Raw genomic sequence first — 15,617 nt, forward strand, 5'->3', positions numbered from 1 at the left:
CACGGTTCAGCCGAAAAGGCCGGTCGGAGGCGCGGGTGAGTCGCCCGCATCGGCGTCGGTACGCACCCGCGCGCCGCTCGCGAACCGGGCGCCACCGAGGGCCGTCGCGGGGAACGGGTCGCCCGCGACACGCCGCGCGAGCTGCTGCTGATCCACGTCTCCGGTCACGAGGACGACGTTGCCGAACCGCCGGCCTTTGAGCACTCCCGGCTCGGCGAGCACGACGACGGGGCCGAGCGCACGCGCCACCGTCGCGGCCATCGCCCGTGCGAAAGGCAGGCCGGCACCGTCGGCGCTGTTCACGGCGACGGCCGCGCCGGGTGCGAGTAGGGGGACGAGGGAGGTGAAGAACTCGACCGTGGTGAGCGCGGCCGGGGTACGCGCCCCCGCGAAGACGTCCACGACCAGCAGCTCGACTGCGCCGAGCATTCCGCCGGGAAGGACCGAGGCCGCAGACCGTGCGTCGGCACAGCGCACGCGGATCTGCGCACCGCGCGGGAACGGAAGGTCGCGGCGCACGGCAGCGATCAGGTCGCGGTCGTTCTCGAGCACCTGCTGTCGTGAACCGGGCCGGGTGTGTGCGATGTACCGGGGGAGCGTCATGCCGCCACCCCCGAGATGCACCGCGGTGATCGGCCGACCCGCCGGGGCGACGAGATCCGCGACATGGCCGATCCGGCGGACGTACTCGAATACGAGGTTCGCCGGATCGCCCAGATCGACGTAGCTCTGCGGCGTGCCGTCGACTTCGACGGCGAACGCGTCGCGCCGGTCACCGTCGGGCGTGATGCGCACCGCGCCCGACGGCCCGGCCCCGGCGGGCTGCGCGTCAGGCGCCTGAGGCCTTGAACTCACGACGCCGTGCGTGCAGGATCGGCTCCGTGTAGCCGTTCGGCTGCCTGGTTCCCTGCAGGATCAGATCCTTCGCGGCTTGGAAGGCGATGTTGCCGTCGAAGTCCGGGGCCAGCGGCCGGTAGGCCGGGTCGCCCGCGTTCTGCTGGTCGACGACGGGCGCCATCCGCTCGAGGCTCGCGACGACCTCGTCCTCGGTGACGATCCCGTGCTTCAGCCAGTTCGCCAGCAGCTGGCTGGAGATGCGCAGGGTGGCGCGGTCCTCCATGAGCGCGACGTCGTGGATGTCCGGGACCTTGGAGCAGCCGACGCCCTGGTCGATCCAGCGGACCACGTAGCCGAGGATCGACTGGCAGTTGTTGTCCAGTTCCTCGCGCTTCTCCTCGTCCGACCAGTCGGTCTTCGGGGCCAGCGGGATGCTGAGGATGTCGTCGACCGATGCCGGGTCGCGCTTGGCGATGTCGTTCTGCACCTCGAACACGTCGACGAGGTGGTAATGCAGCGCGTGCAGAGTCGCGGCCGTCGGCGACGGGACCCACGCGGTGGTGGCGCCCGCCTCGGGTTGTCCGATCTTCTGCTCCAGCATGTCCGCCATCAGGTCCGGCATCGCCCACATGCCCTTGCCGATCTGCGCGTGGTGCTGCAGCCCGGCGTGCAGACCGATATCGACATTGGAGTCCTCGTACGCCTTGATCCACGTCTGCGACTTCATCTCCGCCTTGCGCACCACCGGGCCGGCGAGCATCGACGTGTGGATCTCGTCGCCCGTGCGGTCCAGGAAGCCGGTGTTGATGAACACCACGCGGTCCTGTGCCTGCTCGATGGACGCCTTGAGGTTGACGGTCGTGCGTCGCTCCTCGTCCATGATGCCCACCTTGAGTGTGGCCGACGGCAGGCCCAGCAGCTTCTCGACGCGGCTGAACAACTCGACGGTGAACGCGACCTCCTCGGGGCCGTGCATCTTCGGCTTCACGATGTAGATCGACCCCGTCCGGGAGTTGCTCAGCCCCTCGGTGCCGAGCCCGTGGATACCCGCGAGCGAGGTGACGATCGCGTCGAGGATGCCCTCGCCGATCTCCTTACCCTCGGCGTCGAGCACGGCGTCCGTGGTCATCAGGTGGCCGACGTTGCGGACGAACAGCAACGAACGGCCGTGCAGCGTGAGCTCCGAACCGTCCGCGGCGACGTACGTGCGATCGGGATTGAGGACTCGCGTGAACGTCTTGCCGCCCTTGCTGACCTCCTCCGAGAGGTCACCCTTGTTCAGCCCGAGCCAGTTGCGGTAGCCGAGCACCTTGTCCTCGGCGTCGACGGCGGCGACGGAGTCCTCGAGGTCCATGATCGTGGTGACCGCGGACTCGACCAGAACGTCCTTGACTCCGGCCTTGTCTGTGGAGCCGATGGGCGACTCCGGGTCGATCTGGATCTCGAGGTGAAGCCCGTTGTGGCGCAGCAGGATCGCCGACGGGGATGCCTCGTCGCCGATGCGACCTGCGTACCCGGTCGGGTCAGCGAGCCCGACGGTCTGGCCGTCGACCGTCGCCTGGAGGACGCCGCCCTCGACCGAGTACTTCGTCACGTCGGCGTGCGACCCGTGCTCGAGAGGCACGGCCTGGTCGAGGAAGTCCTTCGCGTACGCGATGACCTTGTCGCCGCGGACCTTGTTGTAACCGGGCTTGCCGCCGGGCGCCTTCTCGGCCCCATCGGTCTCCGGGATGGCGTCGGTGCCGTACAGGGCGTCGTACAGCGAGCCCCAGCGCGCGTTCGCGGCATTGATCGCGAAGCGTGCATTGAGGATCGGGACCACGAGCTGCGGGCCCGCGGTCGAGGTGATCTCGGTGTCGACGTTGTCCGTGGTGATCTGGAAGTCGTCCGGCTCCGGCACCAGGTAGCCGATATCGGTGAGGAACTGCTTGTACGCCTCGAGATCGACGGGGCCCGGGTTCTCGGTGTGGAACTCGTCGATCTGGCGCTGCAGGTCGTCGCGGCGGGCGAGCAGATCCGCATTGCGGTGCGCGAGGTCCTCGATGAGCTGCGCTGCACCGGTCCAGAAGGCCGCCTGGTCTACGCCCGTGCCCGGGAGGGCCTCATTGTTGATGAAGTCGTAGAGCACCGTCGCGACCTGCAGGCCGTTGACGGACGTCCGGGCGGTTTCGACCATGATTTCAGTCCCCTTCGTCGTCGCGCTTCCTTGAGTGAAGCTGCCGACACCAAGGTTACCCGGGGGTATGTCGATCGAACCCGGGCGGTGTCGCGTCCTGCCCGAAGGGCCGGGTGCGGGTCTCGAAGTCCGACTCGTCAGGTGCTGCGAGCATGCGCTCCATCGTCGCTCGGTCGAACGGCCACAGGTCGATCGCCCCGCCCTCGGTGAGGTACCAGGACGAGCAGCCCGTGTTCCACACCGTCGGGCCCATCGCACCGGCGACCTGCTCCTGGAACCGCTCTGTGGCCGCGCCCGTGACCTCGACAGTGTCGACCTCACCGCGCCGGAAGCGCTCCAGCCACTGCGCGATGTAGCGGGCCGTGAGCTCGGCCGAGTGCTGCAGCGAGATCGATCCGGTCGGCGAGTTCGGTCCGAGCACGGTGAACAGGTTCGGGAAGCCTGGGATCGCCGTCATGCGATATGCGCGCGGCCCGGACGTCCAGGCCTGGTCGAGTGTCAGCCCGTCGCGCCCGACCACGTGCATGGGCCGCATGTAGTCGTGCGTACGGAATCCCGTGGCGAGGACGAGCACGTCGAGTTCGTGGTGGCGCCCGTCGACCGTGGTGACGCCGGTCGGGGTGACCTGCGCGATTCCGTCGGTGACCAACTCGGTGTCGGCTCGCTGGAGGGCCCTGTAGTACGAGCCCGAGACCACCTGGCGCTTGCACAGCGGCTGGTAGTCGGGCGTGAGCATCTCGCGCAGTCGCGGGTCGCGGACCTGCAGCCGCAGCGACAGGCGTGCGTACGCCTGCACCGCGCGGCGGCGCCACGACGGCGTCGTGACGATGTCGGCGAGGATGCCCGAGGCGCGCAGGAACGCGTCGTAGACACGGCTGTGCAACCGCGGAGCGCGGCGTAGGACCCTGCCGGCGATCCTCGGCTGCGGGATACGCATGGGTGCCCAGAGGATCCACTGCGGCGAGCGCACGAAGTGCGTGACCGAACGGGCTCCCGGGGCGAGCGCGGACACCACCTGGACGCCGGTGGATCCGGTACCGATCACGCCCACCCTGCGGCCGTCGGTCACGATCTCGTCGTCCCAGCGGGCCGTGTGCACCAGTCGGCCGGCGAAATCGCCGAGCCCGGGGAGGTCGGGGATCGCGGGGTTGTGCAGCACGCCGGTCGCGCAGATCAGGAAGTCGACGACGATGCGCTCGCCGCGCTGGTCGGTGAGCGTCCAGGTGCCGTCGGCGTACTCGGCGGATACCACCTCCGTGTTCAGCCGGATCCTTTCGGAGAGCCCCAGTCGGTCACACACGTCACGGTGGTAACGCTGGATCTCGCGCCCGGACGCCCACACCCGCGACCAGTCGGCCTTCGGCGCGAACGAGAACTGATACAGCTGGGACGGGACGTCGCAGGTCAGTCCGGGGTAGCGATTCCAGTGCCATACGCCGCCGACGTCACTGCCCTTCTCGAGCACGACCACATCGGTGAACCCCGCCTGCCGCAGCGTGTACGCCGTCGCTATGCCGGAGATCCCGGCGCCGATGATCGCGACGCGCGGCTCCCGGCTCACAGCCCGGCCTCGGCGAGAGCCCGCGCGACCGACGCGGGTGCGGTGCTTCGCGCAGCGGTGAAAGCGTCCGCGCGTCGGCCACGGGCCATGAAGTGCGAACCCAGGCCGCGCAGGTCCTCGGCGTCCGGCGTGATGGTCACGACCGCGGCGCCGCGCGCCCGCACCTCCTCGGCCTCGTCGAACAGCAACGCGGACATGGGCTTACGCAGCAGGTGATACTCCGCGATCCCGCCGGTGCCCGGGGCGCGCACGCCCGGACGCGATGCCATCGGAGCCAGAACGAAGACCTCGTCGACGTCCGGCGGCACGAGATCCACCGACGCCGTGGAGGCGGCGCCGCCATCGACGTACAGGTTGCCGTCGATCGGTACGGGCGGCATCCACGCGGGTATCGCCCACGACGCGCGCAGCGCCTCGCCGGCGGTCGCCGCGGGCGCGCCGGGAGCACCGAACGCGACGCGTTCGTGCCGGCGGGGATCGTATGCGACGAGTCGCGCACCGGGGTGGGGGAGCCATCCGTCGGGACCGGCGACCGCCTCGGCGAGTCGCTGCAGCCATGCCGCGTCGCCGCGGCCGCGTGGCGCGATGCCCGTGAGTCGGCTGTGCCCGCGGCCCCCGCGCCAGAGGGTGGACGGGTCGATGGGCGCGGGAAACGGAACGCGGGGGAGGCTGGGTGGCGTGTCGGCGACGTGCCGGCGGAGGACCCCGTCGTCGGTCCGGCCGGACTGCATGGCCACGAGGTCGTCGATGCCGTATCCGCCCGACAACATCGCCACCAGTTCGGCACCGGCGGATGTGCCCTGCAGGATGTCGGCCTCGCGCGGATCCCAGTCGAGGCGCTCGGCGAGTGCGGCCAGCGCGGCGACGATCCAGGCTCCGCCGATGGTGCCGCCGCAGCCGATGACGAGGGCGCGCGTCACCGGTCGGCCTCCGGATCGTGTGCGAGCGCCTGCCGGTGGATGCGGTCGGTGTAGTCCCTGCGCGCATCGGCATCGAGGGAGAGGGCACGACGGTCACGGAGCAGCGTCCGTGCCAGCTTCTCGACCGGCTCCGGCACGAGAGCTTCGACGAGGGCCCAGCCGGGCGCGACCCAGCCAGGGACGGACGTGCGCGCGGCGCGCGTACGCAGCGTGCCCACGACGGCGCGGGCCACGTCCTCGGGGTCGACGGTGGGCAGGCCGCCGCCGAGCTGCGCACCGCTGGACAGCTCCGTCCGCACCGCTGCGGGCAGGATCGCGCACACGGCCACGCCCGTGCCGTCGTACTCGCGCCGGGCGGCGAGCGAGGCGCCGAGCGCGGCGTACTTGCTCGCGTTGTAGGTGACCATGCCGGGGAGCGGCATCATGCCGGCCATCGATGCGATGTTGACTATGTGGCCGCGCCCGCGGTCGATCATCTGCGGCAGGACGGCCTGCATCCCGTTCAGCACGCCACGCACGTTCACGTCGAGGATCAGGTCGCGGGTCGCCTCGTCCTCCCCGTCGAATGCGCCGAGCGGCATGACGCCGGCGTTGTTCACCAGGACGTCCACCTCACCTACCTGGTCGAGGAACGCTGCCCACGAGGCCCGGTCCGTCACGTCCAGGGTGGCGGCACGGGCCCGTGGCAGCCTCTCGGCGGTCGCGGCCGCGACGTCCGGATCGACGTCGCCGATCCACACGTCGGCGCCCAGACGGGCGAATGCCGCCGCGGTGGCCGCGCCGATGCCGCGTCCGCCGCCGGTCACCACGACGACGGTGCCGCTGAGGTCCCGTGGCTCGCCGCCACGCCTGAAGATTCCCATGTGATGCAACCCTTCTCGATTCTGGATACCGACGGTATTCGAGTTCCTCCGGTATGTAAACACCCTCAGGGGCGGTAGCATCGCGGGGTGTCCCGTCTGACCCGTGCCGAGCAGCGTGCCCGCACACGCCAGGAGCTGATCGATGCGGCACGCGAGCGGTTCCTCCAGGTCGGCTACGGCGCGGCGAGTCTCGAGGACATCGCCGAACATGCCGGTTACAGCAAGGGGGCCGTGTACTCCAACTTCACCGACAAGCCGACGCTGTGTCGCGCCGTCCTCGATGAGATCCACCACGACAAGATCGGCGAGCTCGCCGCCCTGACCGGCGGCGAGCTCGCACTCGAGGACCGGGTCGCGGCGGCGGGCGAGTGGCTGGAGCGCACTGTCGGTGACGTGGGCTGGACGATGCTCGAACTCGAATTCGTCACGTTGTCGCGGGGCGATGCCGCGCTGACGCGCGTGATCGCGGAGCTCCGCGACGACGCCCGCGCGGCCGTGGTCGAGCTGCTCCGCAGCCTGCGGACGGAGAGCGACGCCGCGGTCGACGACGAGGTGCTCGGCCAGATCGCCGACCTGCTGCTCAGTGCGGGGATCGGCTTGGGGATCCAGCGCGCGGTCGATCCCACGATATCGATCGACCCGATGGTCGGGGCGTTGCGGACGGCGTTGGCGCTGATCGGTTAGGAGTCGGGGTGGAGACGGTCGGGATCGTAGGCGGCGGCATCGTCGGGCTCGCGGTGGCGCGAGAGGTGATCCGGCGACGCCCGGGCACGCGGGTGGTGGTGTTCGAGCGTGAGGACGATGTGGGCCGCCACCAGACGGGCCACAACTCCGGCGTCGTGCACGCCGGAATCTACTACGCGCCGGGCAGCCTCAAGGCACAGCTGTGCACGCGCGGCCGCGATCTGCTGCGCGACTACTGTGCCGAGCACCGCATCGCGTACGAGCGATGCGGCAAACTCGTGGTGGCCGTCGACAGCGCCGAGTTGCCACGCCTCGACGAATTGGAGCGCAAGGCCACCGCCAACGGGGTCCCCGGACTGCGCCGCGTCGACGTCTCCGCGATCACCGAGATCGAGCCGCACGCAACGGGTCTCGCTGCCCTGCACTCGCCGCACACCGCGATCACCGACTACCCTGCGGTGTGCCGTGCGCTCGCCGACGGGGTTCGGGCCCAGGGCGGTGACGTGCTGCTGCAGACCGAGGTGACGGGCCTGCGACGGGCGCACGGCGGGGTCGAGCTCCAGACTGCCGGTGGTGAGCCGCGCGCCGTCGGCCGGGTGGTGCTGTGCGGCGGGCTCGAATCGGACCGACTCGGCCGTCTCGCGGGCGGCCCCGCAGACCCGCGGATCGTCCCGTTCCGCGGCGAGTACATGCGTGTCGACCCGGCGAAGCAGGAACTCGTGCGCGGCATGGTCTACCCCGTGCCGGATCCGCGCTATCCGTTCCTCGGAGTGCACTTCACGCGGCGCGTCGACGGCACGCTCGAGGTCGGGCCGAACGCGTTCCTCGCGCTGAGCCGCCGCCGCTACGGCCGGGCATCCGTCGGTGCGGCCGACGTCCTCGACACCCTGCGATGGCCGGGTTTCTGGCGGTTCGTCGGCACGCACTGGCGTACCGGGTTCGCCGAGGCAGCGGGCGTGCTCTCGGTCCGCGCATACATGCGTGCCGCGCAGGTCTACGTGCCGGAGATCGGCGCGGCCGACGTCGCGCGGGCCGGGCTCGGGTTGCGTGCGCAGGCACTCGGCGCCGACGGCAGCCTCGTCGATGATTTCGTGATCCACTCCGCGTCCCGGGTGACGAGCGTTCGGAACGCCCCGTCGCCCGCGGCGACGAGTTCCCTGGCCATCGCCGAGTACATCGTGGATCGCATCGACTTCGCGGCGTGAGACCCGCTTGTCATGCGGGCCAGGTCCGGCACAACGCGAGTAGGCGGTCTCGGATGGGCGCAGCGCGCTCGGCTAGTGCGCTCTGCGCGCGCACGTACTCCGCGCGGCCCGCGGCGGTCTCGACGCGAACGGGTTCGAAGCCGTGTTCCGTGAGGTCGTATGGACTTGCCCGCATGTCCAGCTCGCGGGCGTCGCGCGCCAGATCGAACGCGTCCGCCACCAGCTCCGACGGTGCGCCCGGCAGCAGCTTGAACGCCCACTTGTAGAGGTCCATGCCGGCATGCAGGCAGCCCGGTTGCTCCGAGTCGACCTGCGATTCGCGCGACAGCGGCAGGAGGTTCTTCGGCGCCGCGTCGGACGTGAAGAACCGGTACGCGTCGTAGTGCGTGCATCGCAGTGATCCCGCGTCGACGACGGCGTCGGCACCGGCCGGCCCGAGCCGCAGCGGGACCGGATGACGTACGTCGCGCGCGCGGTAGACCATCGCCCACTCGTGCAGGCCGAAGCAGCCCAGCGCGGCGGGCCGCGAGGCCGTGGCGGCAAGTAGCCGCTCGAGGTATTCGACGAAGTCCCGGCGCCGGGCGCACCACGCGGTGTCGACGGATGCGGAGTCCCCGTCGACGGCATAGCCGCGGGCCGAGCCGTACTCGTCGGCGCCGCCCGCGAGAGCCACGCCGAAGCCGGGATGCCAGCGGAGTAGCTGCCCCGGCCGCAGCCCGTAGTAGGTGAACAGGAAATCCCACACGGGATGCTTCTCGCCTCGCCTGCACCGCTCGAGGTGCGCGTCGACGAAAGGCGCGAGCCGGGCCCGGTGCGCTCGCGCTCGCTCCCGCCACAGCTCCCGGTCCAGCAGCTGCGTTTCCGACACCGTGGCCCGCGGGCTCACACGCGGTGCGTCCCGTCCCGTACGGTTCCGACGAACTCCTCGACGAGGTCCTCGAGCGCGACGATCCCTACGGTGCGCCCGTGCTCGTCGGATACGGCCGATAGATGGCTGCCGTGGCGGCGCATGAACGCCGTCGCATGATCGAGTGACATGGAGCCGTCAATCACCGGCAGCGGGCGGATCCGTGCGGCCCCGATGACGGTGTCCGGGCCGACCGCGGAGTCCATGATCTCCGGGAGCACGTCTTTGACGTGCAGGTACCCGGTGAAAGCGCCGCCCGCGCCGCGCACGGGGTAACGGGAGAAGCCGGTGTCGGCTACAGCCGCCTCGATGGCCCCCAGCGTCGGCCCGGCCGTGCCGTCGGGGCCGCGCTCGGTCTGCAGCCCGCGGATCTGCGGAAGGGCGATGGCGACGTCGCGCACCGTCTTGCGGGAGGTGCGCAGCGCCCGTGTCAGCCGCGTCTGCTCCTCCTCGTCGAGGAGGCCCTCGCCTGCGGACTCCTCGATCAGCGCCGACAACTCGCGCGCCGAGACGGTGGCGTCCAGCTCGTCCTTCGGTTCGATGCGCAGCGCACGCAGAACGAGGCTGGCGAGCCAGTTGTACAGCGCGATGAGCGGCCGGGCGACGCGGCACCAGGCCTGGAGGATCGGCGTCAGCAGCATCGCCGCCGTCTCCGGACCGGCGAGCGCGATGTTCTTCGGCACCATCTCGCCGAGCAGGATGTGCAGCACGACGACCAGCGCCAGCGACACGGTGAAGGAGATCGGGTGCAGCAGAGCGTGTGGCACGTGCGCGAGATGCAGCGGCGCCTCCAGTAGATGCGCGATGGCGGGCTCGCCCACCTTGCCGAGCAGCAGCGAGGCGATGGTGATGCCCAGCTGGCAACCGGCGAGCATCAGTGAGAGCTTCTCCGACGCCTCCATCACGGACTTCGCACGGTGCTTGCCCTGTTCGTAAAGGGCTTCGAGGCGGTCCTTGCGCGCGGAGATCAGCGCGAACTCGGCCGCGACGAAGAAGGCGTTCGCGATCAGCAGGACCACGGTGAGCAGCACGCCCAGCAGATTGCCCGTCATCCGTCGGCCCCTTCCTCGGCCGGGCGCGGCGGGCCCTCGGCCTGCGCGCGGGCGAGCTCGACGAGGTCTACTCGGCGGCCGTCCATCCGGGCTACGCGGGCGACCCAGGGGGCCGCGTCCTGGCCGCCCTCGGCGTCGACGGCATGCTCAGGCAGCTCGACTGTGTCGCCGACGTCGGGGATGCGGCCGAGGAGATACATCACCAGTCCGCCGAGCGTGTCGTAGTCGCCCTCTGGGGCGCGGTAGCCGGTCGAGTCCTCGACCTCGTCGATGCGCAGCAGCCCGGAGCACAGGTAGCCGCCGTCGGTGGTCTGCACATCGGCCATCTCGTCGTCGTGCTCGTCGCGTACGTCGCCGACGATCTCCTCTATGAGGTCCTCGACGGTGACGATGCCCGCCGAGCCGCCGTACTCGTCGACTACCAGGGCGACCTGTAGGCCGTTGGCCCGCAGCTGATCCATGAGCGAGTCGCCGTCCAGGGACGCGGGCACCACCGGTGCCGGGCCGCACAGGACACGCATCGTGGTGTGCGCTCGGCTCGCCGGCGGTACCTTGAGCGCCTCTTTGACGTGGACGAAGCCGAGAGTGTCGTCCAGGTCTCCGTCGACGACGGGGAATCGGGAGAAGCCCGTCTCGATGGACAGGGCCATCAGATCGTCCACGGTATCCCCGACCTCGAGCGTACGGACGCGCTGGCGTGGCGTCATGATGTCCTCGGCGGTGCGGGAGCCGAAGGTCAGCGAGCGGCCGACCAACTCGGCCGTGGTCGCGTCGATCGACCCGTGTGCCGCCGAGTTCCGGACGAGCGCCTCGAGCTCCTGTGCGGACCGCGCGGAGCTGAGCTCCTCTGCCGGCTCCATGCCGAGACGGCGCACGAGCGAGTTGGCGCTCGAGTTCAGGAAGGTGATCGCCCAGCGGAACACTGCCGAGAAGGCGGCCTGCATGCCGGCGGTGGCGCGCGCGGTCGCGAGCGGGCGGGCGATGGCGAGGTTCTTGGGCGCGAGCTCGCCGAGCACCATCGACAGTGAGGTCGCGATCACCAGGGCGAGGATCAGGGTCAGGGCAGCCACGGCACCGGACGGCAGCGACATCCACTCGAGCACGGGCCGCAGGAACTTCGCGAGTACGGGCTCCGCGATATAGCCGGTGATCAGCGTCGTGATGGTGATGCCCAGTTGGGCGCCGGAGAGCTGGAACGACAGTGTTCCGTGGGCGTGCTGTACCTGCCGCGAGCGGCGGTCGCCGCGGTCGCGGACGTCCGCGCTGATGGCGGGCTTCTCGAGAGCGGTCAGGGAGAACTCGGCTGCGACGAACACCGCGGTGCCGAGGGTCAGGGCGACGAAGCCGATCACCGCGGCGGCGGTGAGGAGCGCGCTAACCATCGACGACCACCGATGCGGTCGCGTTGCGTATTCGGGTCAAGGTCCTTGAGGGGTCGAGGGGCGGTCGGCGGCAGGCCGGGCGGCCACATGCGCCGTCCGAGACATCGCCGATCATACCGGTCGAACCGTCACCATCCGGTCGGCAGCGGTCGGCCCTCCGCGAAGCCTGCCGCGCTCTGGATCCCCAGAGTCGCGCGCTCGTGCAGTTCCTCGAGGGTCCGCGCGCCCGCGTATGTGGCGGCCGACCGCACCCCGGAACAGATGTGGTCGAGCAGGTCCTCGACGCTCGGTGCCTCGGGGTCGATGCGAATCCGCGAGCTGGAGATCCCCTCCTCGAACAGAGCCTTGCGGGCGCGGTCGAAAGCGCCTTCGTTCGCGGTGCGCGCGGCGACCGCGCGCTTGCTCGCCATGCCGAAGCTCTCCTTGTACGCCGAACCGTCGGTGGCGTACTTCATGTCGCCGGGGGATTCGTACGTCCCGGCGAACCAGGATCCGACCATCACGTTGGCGGCGCCGGCCGCCAGAGCGAGGGCGACGTCCCGCGGGTGCCGGACGCCGCCGTCCGCCCACACGTGCGCGCCGAGTGCGCGCGCCTCTTCCGAGCACTCGGCCACGGCGGAGAACTGCGGTCGGCCGACGCCGGTCATCATGCGGGTCGTGCACATGGCGCCGGGGCCCACACCTACCTTGACGATGCTCGCGCCCGCGTTCACGAGGTCGCGTGTGCCGGCCGCCGATACCACGTTGCCCGCGGCGATCGGGAGTCCGAGGTCGGCGGCCGCGACCTGCTCGAGTGCGTCGAACATCCTCTCCTGGTGTCCGTGCGCCGTATCGACGACGAGCACGTCGGCCCCGGCCTCGGCGAGCGCAGTCGCCTTCGCTCGCACGTCGCCGTTGATGCCGACCGCGGCGGCTATCCGCAGGCGGCCACGCGGGTCGACGGCAGGGGAGTAGATCCCGGCCCGGACGGTGCCGGTGCGGGTAAGCAGGCCGTGCAGTGCACCGTCGCCGTCCACGAGGATCGCCACGCTCGCGCGCCCCTCCTCCAGCAGGGTGAAGACGTCCCGCGGCGCGGTGCCCGACGGTGCCCAGACGAACGACGTGTGCATGACGTCCCGCAGCCGCGCGAACCGATCTACGTCCGCGCAGTCCGAGGTGCTGACAACGCCCACCGGGCGCCCGTCGTCGACGATCACGACGGTGTCGTGCGCGCGCTTGGGCAGCAGCGCCAGGGCGTCGCTCACCGAATCGTCGGGCCCGAGTGTGAGCGGAGTGTCGGCGACGAGGTCGCGGCTCTTGACGTAGGCGATCGTGTCCGCGGCCGCCGCGAGGGGCAGGTCCTGCGGGAGAACGACTATGCCGCCCCGCCGCGCGACGGTCTCGGCCATCCGACGTCCCGCCACAGCGGTCATGTTGGCGACGACGATTGGAATGGTGGTGCCCGTCCCGTCGACGGTGGACAGGTCCACGTCGAATCGGGAACTCACGTCGGAGCGGTTCGGGACCAGGAAGACATCGTCGTACGTCAGGTCGTGGGTCGGGCTGTTGTCGCCGATGAACTGCACGTAGCGCGAGTCTAGTGGGTATATGGTCCGTGATGCGATTGTCACAGTGCTGGGGGAGGAACTGTCATGACCGATCCATACGACCCGAACCGGGTCCCACCGAGTCCACATGGCGCCGGGCACGGCGTCGATCCGCGGCAGGACTACGGCCGAGGGGAGACCGGCGGGTTCGGGTCGGGCGGGGCCGGGCCCTACCAGTACGGGCAGCCGCTGCCGCCGTACGGTCAGGCGCCGCAGGCCGGCCAGCAGTACGGCGGCGGGTTCGGCCAGCAGTACGGCGGCGGGCTCGGCCAGCCGCCGGCTGGTTTCATACCGCAGGCCGACTCCGGCTTCGTCGCGATTCCCGGTCTGGGCAACGTTCGGGTCGCCGGCTTCGGGCAGCGTTTCCTCGCGCGGCTGATCGACGCGGTGATCTATGCCGTCGTGTACGCGGTGTGCTTCGGCGTCGCGTTCGCGGCGGTGTTCTCGTCCGCGCCGACGTGTACGACCGATCCGAACACCTACGAGACGAGTTGTACGGGCGGAAACAGCGCCGGCTACGTCGCCTTGTTCGGGATCATGCTCCTCGCGGGCCTGTTCGGGCTGTTGTACGAGTGGCTGATGATCGGCCTCGTGGGGGCGACGCTGGGCAAGATGGCGTTGCGGCTGAAGGTGGTCGACCAGGCGACGGGGCGGCCGATCGGCCTGGGCCGGGCGTTCATCCGCCAGTTGATCCCCTACCTCGGATCGTTCTTCTGCGGCGTGGGCCAACTCCTGGTCTTCCTGTCGCCGCTCATGGACAACTCGGGGCGCATGCAGGGCTGGCACGACAAGGCGGCGAACGACCTGGTGATCCAGACCTCGTGAACGCGTCAGCGGCCCGCCAGCAATGCGTGCAGCTCGGTCAGCCACGGGACGGCGACGGACACCGTGGGGATCACGAGGATCGCGCCGGCCACCAGGTAGACCCCGGCGTTGAACAGCGCCGACGAGCGGTCCTGGCGCAGGCGCTCGACGCGCAGTAGCGTGCCGGTCCCGCCGACGGCGAGCGCGCCGCGGGGCGCGGAGCCGCCCGCGCAGGTCACCAGCGCGCGGGCCAGCGGGCGGGGGCCGGTTGCGGACACGGCGTGGTCGTCGGCGAGCAACTCGATGAGCAGCCGCACGGAGTCGAGGGCCTTGGTGTACCGGACCACCTGCGGGAACGCGTGGTGTACGGCGGTGAATGCTTCGAGCACGAGATCGTGGCGGGCGCGCAGGTGCGCCCGCTCGTGGGCGAGCACCGCAGAGAGCTCCTCGTGCGTGAGCTGCGCGAGGGTGCCCTCGCTGAGCACGACGCGGTGCCGCAGCCCGGGGAGGCAGTAGGCGAGTGGTTCATCGACTGCGAGGACACGTAGGTCCGCCGCAGCGGTCCGCGGGTCGCCCTCGTTGACGTGACACAACATGTCGACGACGGTGCGGTGGTGCGCCCGCCGGCGGCGCGTTCGAACGGCGACGCCGATCGTGGTCGCTATGAGACGCGCGCCGATCACCAGCGTGAGCGCGAAGACGGCCACCGATATCAGCCACGGCACGAGCCCCAGCTCACGGATCTCGGCGATCGGGTCTGTGGTGGGGCGTCCATCGGGGCCGGGGACCAACAGCCGACTCGCGATGACGAGTCCGCAACTGAACGCCGACAGGACCGCGGCCAGTGCTATGGACTGCCAGAGAACGAGCGCGGCACGCGGTGCGCGGATCGCCCACTTCGCTCGCGACAGCCACATCGGCACCGGCCACGCGAGTAGCAGGGCCAGGAGGCCGAAGACGACAGCAGACACGCTTCGAGACTATCGAAGCGATCAGCGTCGGCCGCTGTGATCGTCGGGATGGGCGGCCTCCAGATCGGCGAGCGCCCGGCGTAGTGCATCGGCCTCGTCGGCACCGACACGCTCTACGAAGTGCACGAGTGCCGCCTCACGCGAGTTCTCCGCCTGCGCAAGTGCGTCGAACATGAGATCCGCCACCAGTTCCTCCCGGCCGAAAGTCGCCGTGTACCGGTGCGCGCGATCGGTGCGCAACTGCGTGACCAACTTCTTCTTCGCGAGACGCTGCAGGACGGTCATCACCGTCGTGTACGCGAGTTCCCTGTCCCGGGACAGGGCGTCGTGGACCTGGCGCACCGTCTGCGGTTCGGTGGACGCCCACAGGTGGTCCATCACCGCGCGTTCGAGATCTCCCAATGCCGCCATTCCTTGAATTCTACCCGGGAAGGCGCAGATTGCTACGACGACGCGTCGTAAGACATGCCACATAAATTAGGACTTGCTTAGTTAGGTGAGCCTCGCCTAGAGTGGGTTCATCGCTACGAGCGATGAACCAGCCAGACCGAGTAAGCGAGCTGAGGGCTGCAGCGTTGACGCACCGGTCTGTGCCACGGCGGGACCCATGATGGCTGAGCATGGGTCCCGCCGACTCCTTCGGGAGAGCAGGAGGGGGGGGGGGGGGGG

14 protein-coding genes are annotated in these 15,617 nt (G+C 70.2%); 3 read left to right on the forward strand and 11 right to left on the reverse strand.

Features of this window, described 5'->3' with window-relative positions:
- Window positions 1–6: 6 nt before the first annotated feature.
- From P0W64_RS15255 to P0W64_RS15275, 5 genes are read right to left on the reverse strand one after another with little or no spacing between them, the layout of a single operon-like run.
- Window positions 7–855, reverse strand: coding sequence for a fused MFS/spermidine synthase (locus tag P0W64_RS15255; RefSeq protein ID WP_275480991.1), 849 nt, complete (start codon window positions 853–855; stop codon window positions 7–9).
- Window positions 830–3,013, reverse strand: a complete 2,184-nt coding sequence (locus tag P0W64_RS15260) for a malate synthase G (protein WP_275480992.1) — start codon at window positions 3,011–3,013, stop codon at window positions 830–832. The genes P0W64_RS15255 and P0W64_RS15260 overlap by 26 nt, the downstream gene beginning before the upstream one ends.
- 55 nt (window positions 3,014–3,068) lie before the next feature.
- Window positions 3,069–4,574, reverse strand: a complete 1,506-nt coding sequence (locus tag P0W64_RS15265; protein WP_275480993.1) for an NAD(P)/FAD-dependent oxidoreductase — start codon at window positions 4,572–4,574, stop codon at window positions 3,069–3,071.
- Entirely contained in the window at window positions 4,571–5,494 is a 924-nt protein-coding gene (locus P0W64_RS15270; RefSeq protein ID WP_275480994.1) for a patatin-like phospholipase family protein, read from the reverse strand. Before P0W64_RS15270 ends, P0W64_RS15265 begins: the two co-directional genes overlap by 4 nt.
- Complete coding sequence (locus tag P0W64_RS15275) at window positions 5,491–6,357, reverse strand: SDR family oxidoreductase (protein ID WP_275480995.1); 867 nt, start codon at window positions 6,355–6,357, stop codon at window positions 5,491–5,493. The genes P0W64_RS15270 and P0W64_RS15275 overlap by 4 nt, the downstream gene beginning before the upstream one ends.
- 87 nt (window positions 6,358–6,444) lie before the next feature.
- On the opposite strand from P0W64_RS15275, the gene P0W64_RS15280 reads away from it, so the two are divergent.
- Together P0W64_RS15280 and lhgO are read left to right on the forward strand one after the other, a co-directional pair.
- The gene (locus P0W64_RS15280; RefSeq protein WP_275480997.1) at window positions 6,445–7,041 is read left to right on the forward strand and encodes a TetR/AcrR family transcriptional regulator; all 597 of its coding nucleotides are present in this window, start codon (window positions 6,445–6,447) and stop codon (window positions 7,039–7,041) included.
- Between the two features lie 8 nt (window positions 7,042–7,049).
- Window positions 7,050–8,246, forward strand: coding sequence for an L-2-hydroxyglutarate oxidase (lhgO, locus tag P0W64_RS15285; protein WP_275480998.1), 1,197 nt, complete (start codon window positions 7,050–7,052; stop codon window positions 8,244–8,246).
- Between the two features lie 10 nt (window positions 8,247–8,256).
- Here lhgO and P0W64_RS15290 read toward each other — a convergent pair whose 3' ends face one another.
- The 4 genes from P0W64_RS15290 to P0W64_RS15305 all read right to left on the reverse strand — a co-directional run bounded on the left by P0W64_RS15290 (window position 8,257) and on the right by P0W64_RS15305 (window position 13,152).
- Complete coding sequence (locus P0W64_RS15290; protein WP_275481000.1) at window positions 8,257–9,114, reverse strand: 3-methyladenine DNA glycosylase; 858 nt, start codon at window positions 9,112–9,114, stop codon at window positions 8,257–8,259.
- Between the two features lie 14 nt (window positions 9,115–9,128).
- On the reverse strand, window positions 9,129–10,205 hold the full coding sequence (locus P0W64_RS15295; RefSeq protein ID WP_275481002.1) for a hemolysin family protein: 1,077 nt from the start codon (window positions 10,203–10,205) through the stop codon (window positions 9,129–9,131).
- A complete protein-coding gene (locus P0W64_RS15300; RefSeq protein ID WP_275481004.1) occupies window positions 10,202–11,587 on the reverse strand; it encodes a hemolysin family protein in 1,386 nt (461 codons plus the stop codon). Before P0W64_RS15300 ends, P0W64_RS15295 begins: the two co-directional genes overlap by 4 nt.
- Before the next feature lie 128 nt (window positions 11,588–11,715).
- Window positions 11,716–13,152, reverse strand: a complete 1,437-nt coding sequence (locus P0W64_RS15305; RefSeq protein WP_275481006.1) for a GuaB1 family IMP dehydrogenase-related protein — start codon at window positions 13,150–13,152, stop codon at window positions 11,716–11,718.
- Between the two features lie 66 nt (window positions 13,153–13,218).
- Between P0W64_RS15305 and P0W64_RS15310 the strand changes: the two genes are divergently transcribed.
- Window positions 13,219–13,998, forward strand: coding sequence for an RDD family protein (locus P0W64_RS15310; RefSeq protein ID WP_275481008.1), 780 nt, complete (start codon window positions 13,219–13,221; stop codon window positions 13,996–13,998).
- A 5-nt stretch (window positions 13,999–14,003) separates the two neighbouring features.
- Here P0W64_RS15310 and P0W64_RS15315 read toward each other — a convergent pair whose 3' ends face one another.
- Window positions 14,004–14,894 (reverse strand): M56 family metallopeptidase, encoded by an 891-nt coding sequence (locus P0W64_RS15315; RefSeq protein ID WP_275481019.1) that lies wholly within the window; start codon window positions 14,892–14,894, stop codon window positions 14,004–14,006.
- Window positions 14,895–14,969: 75 nt separating this feature from the next.
- Entirely contained in the window at window positions 14,970–15,359 is a 390-nt protein-coding gene (locus P0W64_RS15320) for a BlaI/MecI/CopY family transcriptional regulator (RefSeq protein WP_275481009.1), read from the reverse strand.
- Window positions 15,360–15,617: the final 258 nt, after the last annotated feature.

The organism is Tsukamurella sp. 8F (genome assembly GCF_029167375.1).
In the GTDB taxonomy this organism is placed as follows: Bacteria; Actinomycetota; Actinomycetes; order Mycobacteriales; family Mycobacteriaceae; genus Tsukamurella.

Bases quoted from the DNA above. Each gene is read 5' to 3' on its own strand.
- P0W64_RS15260 (WP_275480992.1), bottom strand. From the start codon at position 3,013: ATGGTCGAAACCGCCCGGACGTCCGTCAACGGCCTGCAGGTCGCGACG.
- P0W64_RS15295 (WP_275481002.1), bottom strand. From the start codon at position 10,205: ATGACGGGCAATCTGCTGGGCGTGCTGCTCACCGTGGTCCTGCTGATC.
- P0W64_RS15315 (WP_275481019.1), bottom strand. From the start codon at position 14,894: ATGTGGCTGTCGCGAGCGAAGTGGGCGATCCGCGCACCGCGTGCCGCG.
- P0W64_RS15300 (WP_275481004.1), bottom strand. From the start codon at position 11,587: ATGGTTAGCGCGCTCCTCACCGCCGCCGCGGTGATCGGCTTCGTCGCC.
- P0W64_RS15310 (WP_275481008.1), top strand. From the start codon at position 13,219: ATGACCGATCCATACGACCCGAACCGGGTCCCACCGAGTCCACATGGC.
- P0W64_RS15275 (WP_275480995.1), bottom strand. From the start codon at position 6,357: ATGGGAATCTTCAGGCGTGGCGGCGAGCCACGGGACCTCAGCGGCACC.
- P0W64_RS15320 (WP_275481009.1), bottom strand. From the start codon at position 15,359: ATGGCGGCATTGGGAGATCTCGAACGCGCGGTGATGGACCACCTGTGG.